Consider the following 14053-nt stretch of genomic DNA (forward strand, 5'->3'; position numbering starts at 1 on the left):
GTGCGCTCAGCGTTCCGGGCCCGGATCTGTGAGGGGGCGTCCGGGCGCGCGGCGCGCGCCGGGCGCACGCCGCGCGGGGAGGCGTGCGCGCGGTTCCGCGCCGTGCCGGAGGGCGTCCGAGTAGGGTCGGCGGGTGCCCGAGATATCGCTGACCACCCTGGTCCTCCTCTGCCTCGCCGCGGCCGCCGCCGGATGGATCGACGCGGTGGTGGGAGGCGGCGGACTGCTGCTCCTGCCCGCCCTCCTGCTCGGCCTGCCGAACGTGTCGGCCGCCCACGTCCTCGGCACCAACAAGGCCGTGGCGATCGTGGGGACCTCGGGCGCGGCGGTGACCTATCTCCGCAAGGCCCCGGTACGGGTGGGGCTGGCGGTACGGGTGGGGCTGATGGCGCTCGCCGGTTCGATGGCCGGGGCGTTCTTCGCCGCCGGGATCAGCAGCGACGTGCTCCGCCCGGTGATCATGGTCGTCCTGCTCGGGGTCGCCGCCTTCGTGCTGCTGCGCCCCTCCTTCGGCACGGCCGCGGCGGGCGACGGGACGGACCGGGCGGTCACCCGGACCCGGATCGTCCTGGCGATCGTGCTGGTCGGCGGCGGGATCGGCTTCTACGACGGCCTGTTCGGGCCGGGCACCGGCACCTTCCTGGTCCTCGCCCTGACCGCCGTGCTCCATCTGGACCTGGTCACCGCGTCGGCGACCGCCAAGGTCGTCAACGTCTGCACCAACGCGGGAGCCCTCGCGATGTTCGCGTACCAGGGCACGGTGCTGTGGGGACTGGCGGTGGTGATGGCCGTCTTCAACCTGGCGGGCGGGCTGGTCGGGGCCCGGATGGCGCTGAGCCGGGGGAGCGGTTTCGTCCGGGCGGTCCTGCTCGTCGTGGTGTTCTCGCTGGTCGCCAAGCTCGGCTTCGACCAGTGGAACGCCTGAGCGGCGCGCGGGCCGCGCCGCCGGCGGGGCGGCTCAGCGCACGTCGGTGAGGTGCGCGTACGCCACCACGTTGCCCTGGTAGCCGGTCTCCTTCGAGAAGCCTCCGCCGCAGGTGATCAGCCGCAGCGAGGCGTGCGGCGAGTCCCCGTAGACGCGCTGGTCGGGGAAGGCGTCGTTGTCGTACACCTCGATGGCGTCGACCGAGAAGACGGCCGTGCGCCCGTCCTCGCGGACCACCTCGACACGGGCCCCCTTGGTCAGGGCCCCCAGGGCGTAGAAGACCGACGGGCCCTCGGCGTTGTCCACGTGCCCGGCGATGATCGCGGTGCCCCGCGCGCCGGGCCGCACCCCGCCCGCGTACCAGCCCGCGAGGTCGCGGTCCGCGGTCGGCGGCACGTCGAGGCTGCCGTCGTCGGCCAGCCCCAGCCGCATCAGGGGCGCGTCCACGCCGATGCGGGGGACGCGGATGCGGACCGGCTCGGAGGAGGGGAGCGGCGCGGCGACGGGGGAGCCGGGCTGGAGCTGGGGCCCGGCGGCGAAGGCCTGCGCGCTGGAGGGCTGCGGGGGGACGACCTGGGCCGCGGAGCCGTTCTGGACGAGCCAGATGCCGCACAGCACGGCGATGCCCACCAGCCAGCCCTTGGCCTTCTGCGCGCTCTGGGACACGTCGTCGTCCTCGGTGGGGGCGCGGTGCGCGCGGGCGGCGCGGCCGCGGCGGTCGTGGGGAGGGCGGACGGGGCGCGCTCGGGGACGCGCCCCGTCCGGTACGGGGGGAGGGGAGGCGGCGGTCAGCTTCCCTCGGGGCCCTCGGGGCGGCGGCGCAGCAGCCACAGCCCGGCGGCGGCCGCCGTGCCGATCACGCCGACGCCGAGCGCGATCCGGGTGGAATCGGGCTCGACGCTGCCGCCGACGCCGGTCCGCACATGGCCGGAGGGGCGGGTGTGGTCGGGCTCGGGCTTCTCGTGCCCGCCGCCGCCGATCACCTTGAGGTCGCCGACGGCTTCCTTGCCGTTGTCGCAGGCGACGATGATCTCGTAGACGCCGGGACGGGCGTCGCGCGGCACGGTGAACTGGCCGACCACGACCTCCTTGTGGGTGCCGGGCCGCATCTCGAAGTCCCCGGCGTCCAGGGAGGCGGCGTCACCGATGCCGGAGCCCTTGGGGCCGCAGGCGGTGGTGTTCACGGTGACGGTGGCACCGGGGGCCGCGGTCGCCGGGGTGATCTCCAGACGGCCGAAGTCACCCGCGTACGCGGACGGGGCGGCGGCGGTGAGACCGAGCGCGGCGGCGGTGAACACGGCGCCGACGGCGCCGGTCACGAGGCGGGCGGGGGTGCGCATGGGAATCCTCCGGGCAGACGGCACGAGCGGGTGTGTCCTCTCCCGAGACAACGGGAGCGGGGGCGTCCGCGCCTTCTGACGCCCGGTCAGCCATCACCCGACCGGCCCGGTGCGGCCACCCCGCCGGAGGGGATCACCGCAGGTCGCGGCGGTGGAACCGGGCCGTTCGGTCCGCGCCGCCCACGGGGTGCCGATCGGGTGAGGGGGTCACCCGGCCCCTGTGGCGCACGTCACAGGCGTGGGTCGCCGGGGTCCGGGCACAAGCACGTCATCTCCCCCACGGGACGGATTTCCGCCCCCCACGGCACCGCCCTCACCGGCCTCTCCCCCCTGGGGGTCCGGTGGGGGCGGAGTCGGTCCCAGCTCGGCGGGTCACCCGGCACTCCAGGCGATCAGCGGCGGCCGCACCCGCCCGCACAGCGGCTGCCCCTTGGCGTCGGTGAGTCCCAGCCGGCCCGTCAGGCGCCCGGAACGCGCGGCGGCCGACAGGACGTCCGGGTCGATGTCGCCGAACATCAGCTTGGCGCGCCGGAACATGGTGAAGAGGCCGGAGTCGTCCACGGTGCCCCACGACAGATAGACGAACCGCCCGCCCAACCGGTTCTGGACGTACGGCCCCGCCACCTCGACCCCGTCCGCCGTCCGGGTGGCGGTGCAGTCCAGGGCCCACACCGCGGAAGGGGCGTCTCCCGGATGGAGGTCGAGCAGTTCACCGGGCCGGTCCTTGCGTTGGACGCCGACGTGGATGCCGGTGAAGCCGGGGAAGTCGGTGTCCGGGCCGCAACTGCGGCCGGGGAGCGCTGATGCCTCGATGTGGATCTGCATGACCCCCATCGTCCGGCACGGAGCTCCGGACGAGGCCGTCGGCCGGCGTCAGGTCGGGGGCGCGCGCCGTGGGGCGGGTCCGCGTGGTGACGGGGGCGCGTGCCGTGGTGCCGGTCCGCGTGGTGGCGGGGGCGCGCGCCGTGGGGCGGGCCCCGACGCCCACTCGCCTGCTGGGAGGGTCGGCCCGCCGGGAGGGTCGGCCCGCCGGGAGGGCCCGCGCGCCGTGAGCGCCTGCCCGCTGGGAGGTCGGCCCGCCGGGAGCCCCCGCCGTCCGGCGGTCGGCCCGGCCCCTCAGACCGGCTCCTGCGGGGCGCTCCCGTACGCCGCCGCCAGACGGCCCATCAGCTCCTCGTCCACCGCGAACGGGGTGTCGTCGATGCGCCGCACCGGCGCGATGCCCCGTGCGTTGCAGAGGAAGGCGGACCGGTAGCGGCCCGCCCCGTGCGGCCCGTCGCCCAGCGTCACCCGGCGGCGCGCCGACATCCCCCCGGCCCGCACCAGGCCCTCGTCCAGCAGCGTCATCGTGATCCCGGCCAGCGCGGGACCGTCGGGCCACACCACCGCCGCCCCGTCCCAGAAGCCGACGGTGGCGGTCGCGCTCTCGGCCACCACCCCGCCCGGCGCGGTCAGCAGCGCCTCGTCGAAGCCCGCCCGCGCGGCCAGCAGCCCGTGGTACGCCTGCCCGAAGTCGCCCGGCCGCTTGATGTGCGGGGCCGTGCGCACGTAGTCCACCGACATCAGGCTCCGCGCCCCGGCCGCCGGGGCGGCGGGCTCGTCCGCCGTCACCATCAGCGTCGTACGCGGCGCACCGGGCCCCGGAAGCGCCCGCACCCGCACCGAGGCGTCCCGCCGCCCCGCCCCGGCCAGGGCGTGGCGGACGAGCGCCCTGATCCGGTCGCCGTCCAGGGGCGGGCCGAACAGCTCCCGGTTCGCGGCGTCCAGCCGGGCGAGGTGGCGTCCGAGCCCGCGCACCCTCCCGTCCCCGACCTGGAACGCCGTGAAGTGGCCGAAGCCGTGGAGCGCGGGCCCACGCAGGTCCTCCGCGGTGGCCGGGCGGCCGTCGAACTCGACATGAGGGCCGGGGCGGTACGTCGTCATCCGGCCACCGTAGGGCGTCCGGACGCGGGTCGGCGGACGCGCTTGACCTCAACCATGGTTGAGGCGGAAAGGTCGTCCCCATGGACACCACACCCGCACCCACGTCATCCACCACCGCCGCCACGCCCCTCAAGGTGGCCGTCATCCTCGGCAGCAACCGCACGGGCCGATTCGGCCCGGTCGTCGCCGACTGGTTCCTGGACCGCGCGGCGGCCCATCCGGGCATCGAGACCGAGCTGGTCGACGTCGTCGCCGCCGATCTCCCGGCCGCCCTCTCCTACCGCCCCGCGCCGGACGAGGCGGCACGGGTCCAGGCGGTCTCGGCCCGGCTCGCGGCGGCCGACGCCTTCGTCGTCCTCACCCCGGAGTACAACCACTCCTACCCCGCCCCGCTCAAGAACCTGATCGACTGGCACCGCCCCGAGTGGCAGGCCAAACCCGTCGCCTTCGTCTCCTACGGCGGCATCTCCGGCGGCTTGCGGGCGGTCGAGCACCTGCGCCAGGTCTTCGCCGAACTCCACGCCGTCACCGTCCGCGACACCGTCTCCTTCCACAACGCGGGCGCCCTCTTCGACGACGAGGGGCGCCACCGGGACCCGGCGGACGCCGACGCGGCGGCGAAGGCCCTCCTGGACCAGTTGGTCTGGTGGGGGACCGCCCTGCGCGAGGCCAGAAACCTCCGTCCGTACGGCGCCTGACCGGCTCCGGGCCCACAATCGGGGCAGGGGCAGGAGCCCGCCGCACTCCGAGGAGACCGTCGATGACAGCGCCGCCGGCATGGCTGACCGTACTGACCACGACCGACAGCGAGGAGAAGGCCCACACGCTGGCGCGGTCGGCGGTGGAGGCCAGGCTGGCGGCCTGCGCGCAGATCTCCGCCCCCGTCACCTCCGTCTACCGCTGGCAGAGCGCCATCGAGTCGAGCCAGGAGTGGCAGGTCTTCTTCAAGACCACGGCGGCGCGCTACGACGAACTGGCCGACCACATCGAGCGCGAGCACGACTACGACGTGCCGGAGATCATCGCCCTGCCCGTGGTCCGCGGCAGCGCGGCCTACCTCGGCTGGGTGACGGCGGAGACGGCCCCCGCAGCCGCCCTGTGACGACGGGCGCGGCCTCCGTACGGTCAGCGCCGCGTGGTCTGCGGACGCCCGGCGGTCGGTGCCGCGCGCCCCGCGCCCCGCGCCCCGTACGGTCGGTGGCGCGCGCACGGCACCCGTACGGTCAGTGCCCCGTGGCCTGCGGGCCCCCGGCGGTCCGGTGCCGCGCGCCCCGCTGCTCCCCGTACGGTCAGCGTCCCGCGGTCTGCGGGCCGCCGGTGGTCGGTGCCGCGCGCACCGCTCCCGTACGGTCAGTGCCGCGCACACGGCCCCCGTACGGTCGGCGTCCCGCGGTCTGCGGGCCCCCGGCGGTCCGGTGCCGCGCGCCCCGCTGCCCCCCGTACGGTCAGCGTCCCGCGGTCTGCGGGCCTCCGGCGGTCAGCGCCTCGGCGACGCCCGGCTCGCGCGGGCCCAGGAAGCGCGGGTCGGGCCGGAGCAGGGCGTCGAGAGCGGCCTTGCCCGACGCGGCCAACTCCCGGACCCCGCCGTAGTACCAGGTCGCGTCCCGCCGCTCGTCGACCCCGACCCCGTACGCGTCGATCCCGGCTGACCGGCACAGCGTCACCGCCCGGTGGATGTGGAAGCCCTGGCTCACCAGCACCGCCCGATCGACCCCGAAGACCTTCTTGGCCCGGACGCAGGAGTCCCAACTGTCGAACCCGGCGTAGTCGCTCACGATCCGCCCGTCCGGCACCCCGCGCTCGACGAGGTACGTGCGCATCGCGTCCGGTTCGTCGTACTCCACACGGCTGTTGTCCCCGGTGACCAGGACGACCTTCGCCTTCCCGGTCCGGTACAGCTCGGCCGCGGCGTCCAGCCGGTGCGCGAGGTACGGGGTCGGCCGGCCCTGCCACAGACCGGCCCCGAACACCACGGCGACCTCGCCCGCCGGAGCCTCGGCCACCGTCCCCACCCGGTCATCGGCGCTGAGGCGCATCCAGGTCGCGGGAACCAGGGCCAGCACGCAGGCGGCCATCAGCCCCCGCACCAGCCGTCGGCGCGCCCGGCGGCCGCGCGGCAGGCGCAGCCCCCTCAGCCGGTCCGCCACGTTCTGACTCGTCCCGCGCACAGAATGCCCCTCCGCGATGCGTCCGCCGTGTGCCGGTACGGGACTCCGCCCGGCCGCGACCCCGTTGTGCCCCACCCGATCGGACGCCCGGCGGGGCGCGGCGGTTCGCCCACCGCCGCCTCTGTGGCCCGCGCCACCCCGACCGGTCCGGGCCGCGCCCCGGCCCGACCGACCGCCGGGCCGGGGCGTCCGCGCCCGTACGCGGACGTCCGCCCCCCCCGCCCCCTGGTACGAGGCGTCACCCCCGCCACCCGTCGCGGGGCGTCGCCGCCCCGCCCCGCTGCGAGCCGGCCGCACCCCGCCCCCCGCCCCGCTGTGAGGCGGCGGCAACCACCCGTGACCCCCGCGCAACGGCCCGGCAACGTCCGCCCGACACCATCGGTCCACGCCCACCCGCCGCCGCCCGGCCCCCGGAACGGAGCCCGCCCATGCACCCCACCCGGCACCGGCCCGGCCCGCCCGCGACCGCCCCCGTCCTGGTCGCCGTCGCGCACGGCAGCCGCGACCCGCGGGCCCTGCGCACCGTGCTGGCGCTCCTGGACCGGGTCCGCGAGCTGCGCCCCGGCCTCGACGTCCGGCTCGGCCACATCGAGCTGAACCGGCCGCTGCTCCCCGACACCCTGGCCGACCTGCGCGGAGCCGACGCGGTCCTGGTGCCGCTGCTCCTGGGCCGGGGCCACCACACCGGGCACGACCTGCCCGCTGCGGCGGCCGCCGCCCCCACCGTGCGCGCCCGGATCGCCGCCCCCCTCGGGCCGCACCCCCTGCTGGCCGAGGCGCTGCACGGGCGGCTCGTCGAAGCGGGCTGGGACCCCGCCGACCGGGGCGACCGCGGCGCCGCCGTCGTCCTCGCCGCCGCCGGGTCCCGCGACCCCCGCTCCGCGCAGGACACCCGGCGCACCGCCCGGCTGCTCGCCGCACGCCTCGGGGTCCCCGTCGTCCCGGCGTACGCCTCCGCCGCCGCGCCCACCGTGCCCACCGCGCTGCGCGCGCTGGCCGCGCGGGGCCGCCACCGCACCGCCGTCGCCGCGTACTTCACCGCCCCCGGCCGCTTCGCGAGCGCCGCCGCCGACGCCGCGCCCGGCAGGTCCGCCGCCCCGCTCGGCGCGCATCCGGCGATGGCCCGGCTGGTGCTGCACCGCTACGACCGGGCGGTGGCCGAAACCCCGGCGACGGCCGCGCGGCGGCTCGCACCCGTCTGACCTCCGGGCCCGCCCGCGCCGCGTTGTCGGTCGCGGTCGCTACTGTCGGGACCATGGACGGCACACAGGGCGCATACGGGGCAGACACGACGGACGGCACGCACGAGGCGCACAGCGCACGGCAGACGCACGGCACCCACGAGGCACACGACGGACATCAGCCGCACGGCACCCACGAGGCACTCCAGCCGCACGAGGCGCACAGCGCACAGCAGACGCACGAGGCGCACGACGGACATCAGCCGCAGGGCGCGCACCAACCGCACAGCACACAGCAGACGCACGAGGCGCACGACGCACTCGGCGCGCACCAGCCGCACTGCGCACACCCGCCGCACGGCGCACACACCGCGACCCGCGCGGGGCGGGCGTCCGGCGCGGCGGGTCCGTACGGGCACGCCGACACCGAGCGCTGGGACGCCGAGCCGGACAAGCGCCCCGGCCGCACCGCCTTCCAGCGCGACCGCGCCCGCGTCCTGCACTCCGCCGCCCTGCGCCGGCTCGCCGGGAAGACCCAGGTGGTGACGCCCGGCACCCGCTCGCCCGCCTGGGACGCCAGCCCCCGCACCCGGCTCACCCACTCCCTGGAGTGCGCCCAGGTCGGCCGCGAACTGGGCGCGGCGCTCGGCTGCGACCCCGACCTCGTCGAGACGGCCTGCCTCGCCCACGACCTGGGCCACCCCCCGTTCGGCCACAACGGCGAACAGGCGCTCAACGACTTCGCCTCCGACTGCGGGGGCTTCGAGGGCAACGCCCAGTCGCTGCGCCTGCTGACCCGCCTGGAGCCCAAGCGCTTCGTCCGCGACCCGAGCACCGGCGAGCTGGTCAGCGTCGGCCTCAACCTCACCCGCGCCGCCCTGGACGCCGCCACCAAGTACCCCTGGCCGCGCGGCGCGCACCCCACCGACCCGCACGCGGCGAAGTTCGGGGTGTACGAGGACGACCTCCCGGTCTTCGCGTGGGCCCGCCAGGACGCCCCGAAGGACCGCACCTGCTTCGAGGCCCAGGTCATGGACTGGTCCGACGACGTGGCGTATTCGGTGCACGACGTCGAGGACGGACTGCACGCCGGGCACATCGACCCGAACTGCCTCCACGCCGAGGCGGAGCGCGAGGAGATCCGGGCCGTCGCCATCGGCCGCTACGTCCCCGCCGACACCGACCCGCAGGAGCTGTCCGACGCGCTGGACCGGCTGCTCGACCAGGAGTGGTGGCCGCACGGCTACGACGGCTCCGCCGTGGCCCAGGCCCGCCTCAAGGACGCCACCAGCCAGCTCATCGGCCGCTTCTGCCAGGCCGCCGAGACCGCCACCCGCGCCGTCCACGGCCCCGGCCGGCTCGGCCGGTACGGGGCGGAGCTGGTCGTCCCGCGCGCCGTCCGCAACGAGTGCGCGGTGCTCAAGGCCGTGGCCGACCGGTACGTCATGCAACGCGCCGAACAGGAAGAACTCCGCGCCGACCAGCGCATCGTGATCGCCGAGCTGGCCGCGGCCCTCACCGCCCGCGCCCCCGAAGGGCTGGAGCCGCACTTCCGCACCCTGTTCGACCGGGCGGACGACGACCGCGCCCGCAAGCGGGTCCTCGTCGACCAGATCGCCGCGCTCACCGACGCCTCCGCACGATCCCTGCACGCCGCGCTCACCGCGCGCCACCGCTGACCGGCAGACTGGACACGACCACGGGGTGTGACCCGGTTCGGGCGACACCCTCTTTCGTCATCACGCTGCGTGCGGGACGCTCGCAGCGTGATGACGCCGCGCAGCACAGCACTGAGGAGGCATCAGGTGGTCGACGCACACAGGACGTTCGTCATCGTCGGAGCAGGACTCGCCGGGGCGAAGGCGGCCGAGACACTGCGTGCCGAAGGGTTCACCGGGCGGGTGATCCTCATCGGCGACGAGCGCGACCACCCCTACGAACGGCCACCGCTCTCCAAGGGCTACCTGGCCGGTTCGACCGAGCGCGCCGGCGTCTTCACGCACGAGCGCGCCTGGTACGCGGGCGCGGACATCGAGCTGCACCTCGGCCAGCCGGTCACCGCCCTCGACCGCTACGCCAGGACCGTGCAGCTCGGCGACAACACCGTCATCCACTACGACAAGCTGCTGCTGGCCACCGGCTCCGAACCGCGCCGCCTCGACATCCCCGGCACCGACCTGGTCGGCGTCCACCACCTGCGCCGCCTCGCCCACGCCGACCGGCTGCGCAACGTCCTGGCCGCCCTCGGCCGCGACAACGGCCACCTGGTCATCGCCGGAGCCGGCTGGATCGGCCTGGAGGTCGCCGCCGCCGCCCGCGGATACGGGGCCGAGGTCACCGTCGTCGAGGCGGAGGCCACCCCGCTGCACCAGGTCATCGGCCCCGAGCTGGGGCAGCTCTTCACCGAACTGCACAGCGCGCACGGCGTCCGCTTCCACTTCGGCGCCCGCCTCACCGAGATCACCGGGGAGGACGGCATGGTCCTCGCCGCCCGCACCGACGACGGCGAGGAGCACCCCGCCCACGACGTGCTCGCCGCGATCGGCGCCGCCCCGCGCTCCGCCCTCGCCGAGGCCGCCGGGCTGGAGACGGTCGAGCGGGCCCGCGGCGGCGGCATCGCGGTGGACGCCTCGCTGCGCACCTCGGACCCGCACATCTACGCCGCCGGGGACGTGGCCGCCGCCGCGCACCCGCTGCTCGGCGCCCGGCTGCGCGTCGAGCACTGGGCGAACGCGCTGAACGGCGGACCGGCCGCCGCCCGCGCGATGCTCGGCCAGGACGTGACGTACGACCGCGTGCCGTACTTCTTCTCCGACCAGTACGACGTCGGCCTGGAGTACTCCGGCTGGGCGCCGCCCGGCTCCTACGACGAGGTGATCATCCGGGGCGACGCCGGGAAGCGGGAGTTCATCGCGTTCTGGCTCAAGGACCGCCGCGTCCTGGCCGGGATGAACGTCAACGTGTGGGACGTCACCGACACGATCCAGGAGCTGATCCGCGAGGGCGGGCGGCAGGACCCCGACGTCCTCGCCGACCCGTCGGTCCCGCTGGCCTCCCTGCTCTGACCGCTCCCGCCCCCGCGCCCCCGAGGAACCGCCCCCCCGGGGACCGGGGCGCGGGACCGGGGCGCGGGACCGGGGCGCGGGGCGCCGGGGCGTGCGCGGGACCGGGGCGCGAGGGCGTACCGCACGGCCCGCGACGCGTACCGCACGCCCCGCGCCCGGCGTCCGATGTCTCACATCCGCGGGCGGCCCCGCAGGCGTCCGGCTGTCCGGGCCCACCCGTAGACTTCACGCGTGGCAGGCAGGATCAACGACGACGACGTGAAGGCGGTACGGGACGCCGTCCCGATCGACTCCGTCGTGTCCGAATACCTCCAACTGCGCAACGCGGGCGGCGGCAACCTCAAGGGACTCTGCCCCTTCCACGACGAGAAGTCCCCCTCCTTCCAGGTCAGCCCCAGCAAGGGCCTCTTCCACTGCTTCGGCTGCCAGGAGGGCGGCGACACGATCGCCTTCGTGATGAAGATCGACCACCTCTCCTTCTCGGAGACGGTCGAACGCCTCGCCGCCAAGGCGGGCATCACCCTGCGCTACGAGGAGGGCGGTTACAACCCCTCCCACCAGCGCGGCGAACGCATCAGGCTGATCGAGGCCCACAAGGCCGCCGCCGAGTTCTACGTCGCCCAGCTCGACGGCCCCGAGGCCGAGATCGGGCGCAGGTTCCTCGCCGAGCGCGGCTTCGACCAGGGGGCCGCCGCCCACTTCCGCGTCGGCTACAGCCCCGCCGGCTGGGACCACCTCACCCGGTATCTGCGCGGGAAGGGCTTCAGCGACAAGGAGCTGATCACCTCCGGCCTCTCCCAGGACGGCCGCCGCGGCCCCATCGACCGCTTCCGCGGCCGGCTCATGTGGCCGATCAGCGACACCGCCGGGGAGATCGTCGGCTTCGGCGCCCGCAAGCTGCGCGACGACGACAACGGCCCGAAGTACCTGAACACCCCCGAGACCCCGGTCTACAAGAAGTCGCAGGTGCTCTACGGCATCGACCTGGCCAAGAAGGACATCGCCAAGGCGAGCCGGGCCGTCGTCGTCGAGGGCTACACCGACGTCATGGCCTGCCACCTCGCCGGCGTCACCACCGCCATCGCCACCTGCGGCACCGCCTTCGGCAACGACCACATCAAGATCCTGCGCCGCCTCCTCATGGACAACGGCAGCGCGCGGGTCATCTTCACCTTCGACGGGGACTCCGCCGGCCAGAAGGCCGCGCTGCGCGCCTTCGAGGACGACCAGAAGTTCGCCGCCGAGACGTACATCGCCATCGCCCCGGACGGCATGGACCCCTGCGACCTGCGGCTCGCCAAGGGCGACGACGCCGTGCGCGACCTGGTCGAGCCGCGCACCCCGCTCTTCGAGTTCGCGCTGCGCCAGATCGTCGCCCGCTACGACCTGGAGACCCCGGCCGGCCGTGCCGCCGCGCTCGACGAGGCCGCCGCCGTCGTCGCCAAGATCAAGACGAGCAGCGTGCAGCGCGAGGTCGCCGTCCAGCTCGCCGGGTTCGTCGGCATCCTCGACCAGGAGTTCGTCGTCCACCGCGTCGCCCAGCTCGCCCGCTGGGCCCGCGACAAGGGCGGCGACCAGGGCGCGCGCGGCGGCCGGGGCGGGCCCCCCGCCCCGCGCGGGGGAGCGGCGCGGCAGACGGCGGCCCCCGCCCACGCCGGCTTCTCCGGCCCCGCGCTGAACCTCCGCAGCCCTGCCCACCGCACCGAGCGCGAACTGCTCAAGCTCGCCCTCCAGAAGCCCGCCCTGGTCTCCCCGGCCTTCGACGCGTACGGGGTCGACGAGTTCACCGCCCCGCCCTACGCGGCCGTGCGCCGGTGCATCGAGGAGGCGGGCGGCGCCGAGCGGGGCGTCGGCGACGGCCGCGAGTATCTGGTCGCCGTCATGGACGCCGCCCCCGACGACACCGTCCGCAACCTCGTCACCGAGCTGGCCGTCGAGGTCTTCCACGGCAAGAGCATCGACGAGACCTACGCGGGGATGCAGCTCGTCCAGGTCCGGCTGCGCGCCGTGGACCGCCGCATCGACGACGTCCAGGGCAGCCTCGCCCGCCTCGGCAGCCACGTGGCCCCCCAGGACCTGGCCGCCGCGCAGAACGAGGTCTGGGTCCTCCAGCAGTACGCCCAGTCCCTGCGCGCCAGGGGCGCGGACGCCCTCTGAGGGCACGCCCCCAGCGCCCGCGGCGGTCATCGCGGGTAACCGCACGGACTCAAAAAGTCACCGCACGCCCCTCGTGGCCGTCCTGTGTCGTGCCCCACACTGGACGCGGTGCCTGAGTCACCGGAGCACACCCGGTCCGCTGGGGGCCGGACCTCCATCCCGTCATCCGGCAGCGATCATCTGGAGGTCGCCCCCCGTGCAGACCCGGACCGTGACGCCCCCGACCGAGCCCTTCCCCGCCGTCCCGACGCAGAGCAGGGCCTCATACCACCCGGAGGCCGAGGCCGGCCCGCCCGAGGACGCGTCCGACGCCGTCCTGGTGGAGTCGGCCCGCCTCCCCGGACCTCCGGAGCGCCGCCGGGCCGACGCCCAGGGGCCCACCTCCGACCTCTTCCGGCAGTACCTCCGGGAGATCGGCCGCATCCCGCTGCTCACCGCCGCCGAGGAGGTCGAGCTGGCCCGCCGCATCGAGGCCGGGGTCTTCGCGGAGGAGCGCCTGACGACCACCCCGGACCTCGACTCCCGGCTCGCCGGGGACCTCGACCGGCTGGTGGTCATGGGCCGCACCGCCAAACGCCGCCTCATCGAGGCCAACCTCCGCCTCGTCGTCTCCGTGGCCAAACGCTACGTGGGCCGCGGGCTGACCATGCTCGACCTGGTCCAGGAGGGGAACGTCGGCCTGATCAGGGCCGTGGAGAAGTTCGACTACGCCCGCGGCTACAAGTTCTCCACGTACGCCACCTGGTGGATCCGCCAGGCCATGACCCGCGCGCTGGCCGACCAGGCCCGCACCATCCGCGTCCCCGTCCACGTCGTGGAGCAGATCAACCGCGTCGTCCGGGTCCAGCGCCGGCTGCTCCAGGAGCGCGGCTTCGAGCCGAGCGCCGAGGAGGTCGCCGCCGAGCTGGGCCTGACCCCGGAGCGGGTCACCGAGGTCCTGCGGCTCGCCCAGGAGCCCGTCTCCCTGCACGCCCCGGTCGGGGACGAGGACGACGTCTCCTTCGGAGACCTCATCGAGGACGGCGACACGCCCTCCCCCGTGGAGTCCGCCGCCTTCCTGCTGCTGCGCGAACACCTGGACGCCGTGCTGTCGACCCTCGGCGAACGCGAACGCAAGGTGGTCCACCTGCGGTACGGGCTCGACGACGGACGGCCCCGCACCCTGGAGGAGATCGGCCGGATCTTCGGCGTGACGCGCGAACGCATCCGCCAGATCGAGTCCAAGACCCTCAGCAGGCTGCGGGGCCACGCCTTCGCCGACCAGCTCCGCGGCTACCTCGACTGACGGCGCGCC

At 75.5% G+C, this 14053-nt stretch carries 13 protein-coding genes; 8 read left to right on the forward strand and 5 right to left on the reverse strand.

The genetic code is table 11. The features are described from left to right. Positions 1 to 133: 133 nt before the first annotated feature. Complete coding sequence (locus ACZ6EJ_RS04665) at positions 134 to 925, forward strand: TSUP family transporter (protein WP_469264602.1); 792 nt, start codon at positions 134 to 136, stop codon at positions 923 to 925. Positions 926 to 958: 33 nt separating this feature from the next. On the opposite strand, the gene ACZ6EJ_RS04670 is transcribed toward ACZ6EJ_RS04665, so the two are convergent. From ACZ6EJ_RS04670 to ACZ6EJ_RS04685, 4 genes are all read right to left on the reverse strand, one after another. Then, a complete protein-coding gene (locus ACZ6EJ_RS04670; RefSeq protein ID WP_469264604.1) occupies positions 959 to 1591 on the reverse strand; it encodes a class F sortase in 633 nt (210 codons plus the stop codon). A 122-nt stretch (positions 1592 to 1713) separates the two neighbouring features. Beyond that, positions 1714 to 2265, reverse strand: a complete 552-nt coding sequence (locus ACZ6EJ_RS04675) for a hypothetical protein (RefSeq protein ID WP_469264605.1) — start codon at positions 2263 to 2265, stop codon at positions 1714 to 1716. Between the two features lie 372 nt (positions 2266 to 2637). Continuing rightward, the gene (locus ACZ6EJ_RS04680) at positions 2638 to 3090 is read right to left on the reverse strand and encodes a DUF5990 family protein (RefSeq protein ID WP_469264606.1); all 453 of its coding nucleotides are present in this window, start codon (positions 3088 to 3090) and stop codon (positions 2638 to 2640) included. Between the two features lie 291 nt (positions 3091 to 3381). Further along, positions 3382 to 4188 carry an aminotransferase class IV gene (locus ACZ6EJ_RS04685; protein WP_469264608.1) on the reverse strand — a complete coding sequence of 269 codons (807 nt, stop codon included), beginning with the start codon at positions 4186 to 4188 and terminating at the stop codon, positions 3382 to 3384. An 80-nt stretch (positions 4189 to 4268) separates the two neighbouring features. On the opposite strand from ACZ6EJ_RS04685, the gene ACZ6EJ_RS04690 reads away from it, so the two are divergent. Both ACZ6EJ_RS04690 and cutA read left to right on the forward strand, forming a co-directional pair. Next, positions 4269 to 4886 carry an NADPH-dependent FMN reductase gene (locus tag ACZ6EJ_RS04690; RefSeq protein WP_469264609.1) on the forward strand — a complete coding sequence of 206 codons (618 nt, stop codon included), beginning with the start codon at positions 4269 to 4271 and terminating at the stop codon, positions 4884 to 4886. Positions 4887 to 4948: 62 nt separating this feature from the next. Then, the gene (gene cutA / locus ACZ6EJ_RS04695; RefSeq protein ID WP_469264610.1) at positions 4949 to 5290 is read left to right on the forward strand and encodes a divalent-cation tolerance protein CutA; all 342 of its coding nucleotides are present in this window, start codon (positions 4949 to 4951) and stop codon (positions 5288 to 5290) included. 343 nt (positions 5291 to 5633) lie between these two features. Here the strand turns inward: cutA and ACZ6EJ_RS04700 are convergent, their stop codons facing one another. Then, a complete protein-coding gene (locus tag ACZ6EJ_RS04700; RefSeq protein ID WP_469264782.1) occupies positions 5634 to 6374 on the reverse strand; it encodes a SanA/YdcF family protein in 741 nt (246 codons plus the stop codon). Between the two features lie 410 nt (positions 6375 to 6784). Between ACZ6EJ_RS04700 and ACZ6EJ_RS04705 the strand changes: the two genes are divergently transcribed. From ACZ6EJ_RS04705 to ACZ6EJ_RS04725, 5 genes are all read left to right on the forward strand, one after another. After that, on the forward strand, positions 6785 to 7558 hold the full coding sequence (locus tag ACZ6EJ_RS04705; protein ID WP_469264611.1) for a sirohydrochlorin chelatase: 774 nt from the start codon (positions 6785 to 6787) through the stop codon (positions 7556 to 7558). Positions 7559 to 7611: 53 nt separating this feature from the next. Next, positions 7612 to 9216: a deoxyguanosinetriphosphate triphosphohydrolase gene (locus ACZ6EJ_RS04710; protein ID WP_469264612.1), complete on the forward strand. Its 1605-nt coding sequence runs from the start codon at positions 7612 to 7614 to the stop codon at positions 9214 to 9216. A 126-nt stretch (positions 9217 to 9342) separates the two neighbouring features. After that, a complete protein-coding gene (locus ACZ6EJ_RS04715; protein WP_469264613.1) occupies positions 9343 to 10602 on the forward strand; it encodes an NAD(P)/FAD-dependent oxidoreductase in 1260 nt (419 codons plus the stop codon). A 231-nt stretch (positions 10603 to 10833) separates the two neighbouring features. Beyond that, entirely contained in the window at positions 10834 to 12759 is a 1926-nt protein-coding gene (dnaG, locus tag ACZ6EJ_RS04720) for a DNA primase (RefSeq protein ID WP_469264614.1), read from the forward strand. A gap of 196 nt (positions 12760 to 12955) precedes the next feature. Further along, on the forward strand, positions 12956 to 14044 hold the full coding sequence (locus tag ACZ6EJ_RS04725) for an RNA polymerase sigma factor (protein WP_469264615.1): 1089 nt from the start codon (positions 12956 to 12958) through the stop codon (positions 14042 to 14044). Positions 14045 to 14053: the final 9 nt, after the last annotated feature.

The organism is Streptomyces sp. NPDC041970, assembly GCF_055588985.1.

Excerpts from the sequence above, each read along its gene's own strand:
- ACZ6EJ_RS04675 (WP_469264605.1), bottom strand. The coding sequence starts at position 2,265 with ATGCGCACCCCCGCCCGCCTCGTGACCGGCGCCGTCGGCGCCGTGTTC.
- ACZ6EJ_RS04680 (WP_469264606.1), bottom strand. The coding sequence starts at position 3,090 with ATGCAGATCCACATCGAGGCATCAGCGCTCCCCGGCCGCAGTTGCGGC.
- ACZ6EJ_RS04685 (WP_469264608.1), bottom strand. The coding sequence starts at position 4,188 with ATGACGACGTACCGCCCCGGCCCTCATGTCGAGTTCGACGGCCGCCCG.
- ACZ6EJ_RS04690 (WP_469264609.1), top strand. The coding sequence starts at position 4,269 with ATGGACACCACACCCGCACCCACGTCATCCACCACCGCCGCCACGCCC.
- cutA (WP_469264610.1), top strand. The coding sequence starts at position 4,949 with ATGACAGCGCCGCCGGCATGGCTGACCGTACTGACCACGACCGACAGC.
- ACZ6EJ_RS04705 (WP_469264611.1), top strand. The coding sequence starts at position 6,785 with ATGCACCCCACCCGGCACCGGCCCGGCCCGCCCGCGACCGCCCCCGTC.
- ACZ6EJ_RS04710 (WP_469264612.1), top strand. The coding sequence starts at position 7,612 with ATGGACGGCACACAGGGCGCATACGGGGCAGACACGACGGACGGCACG.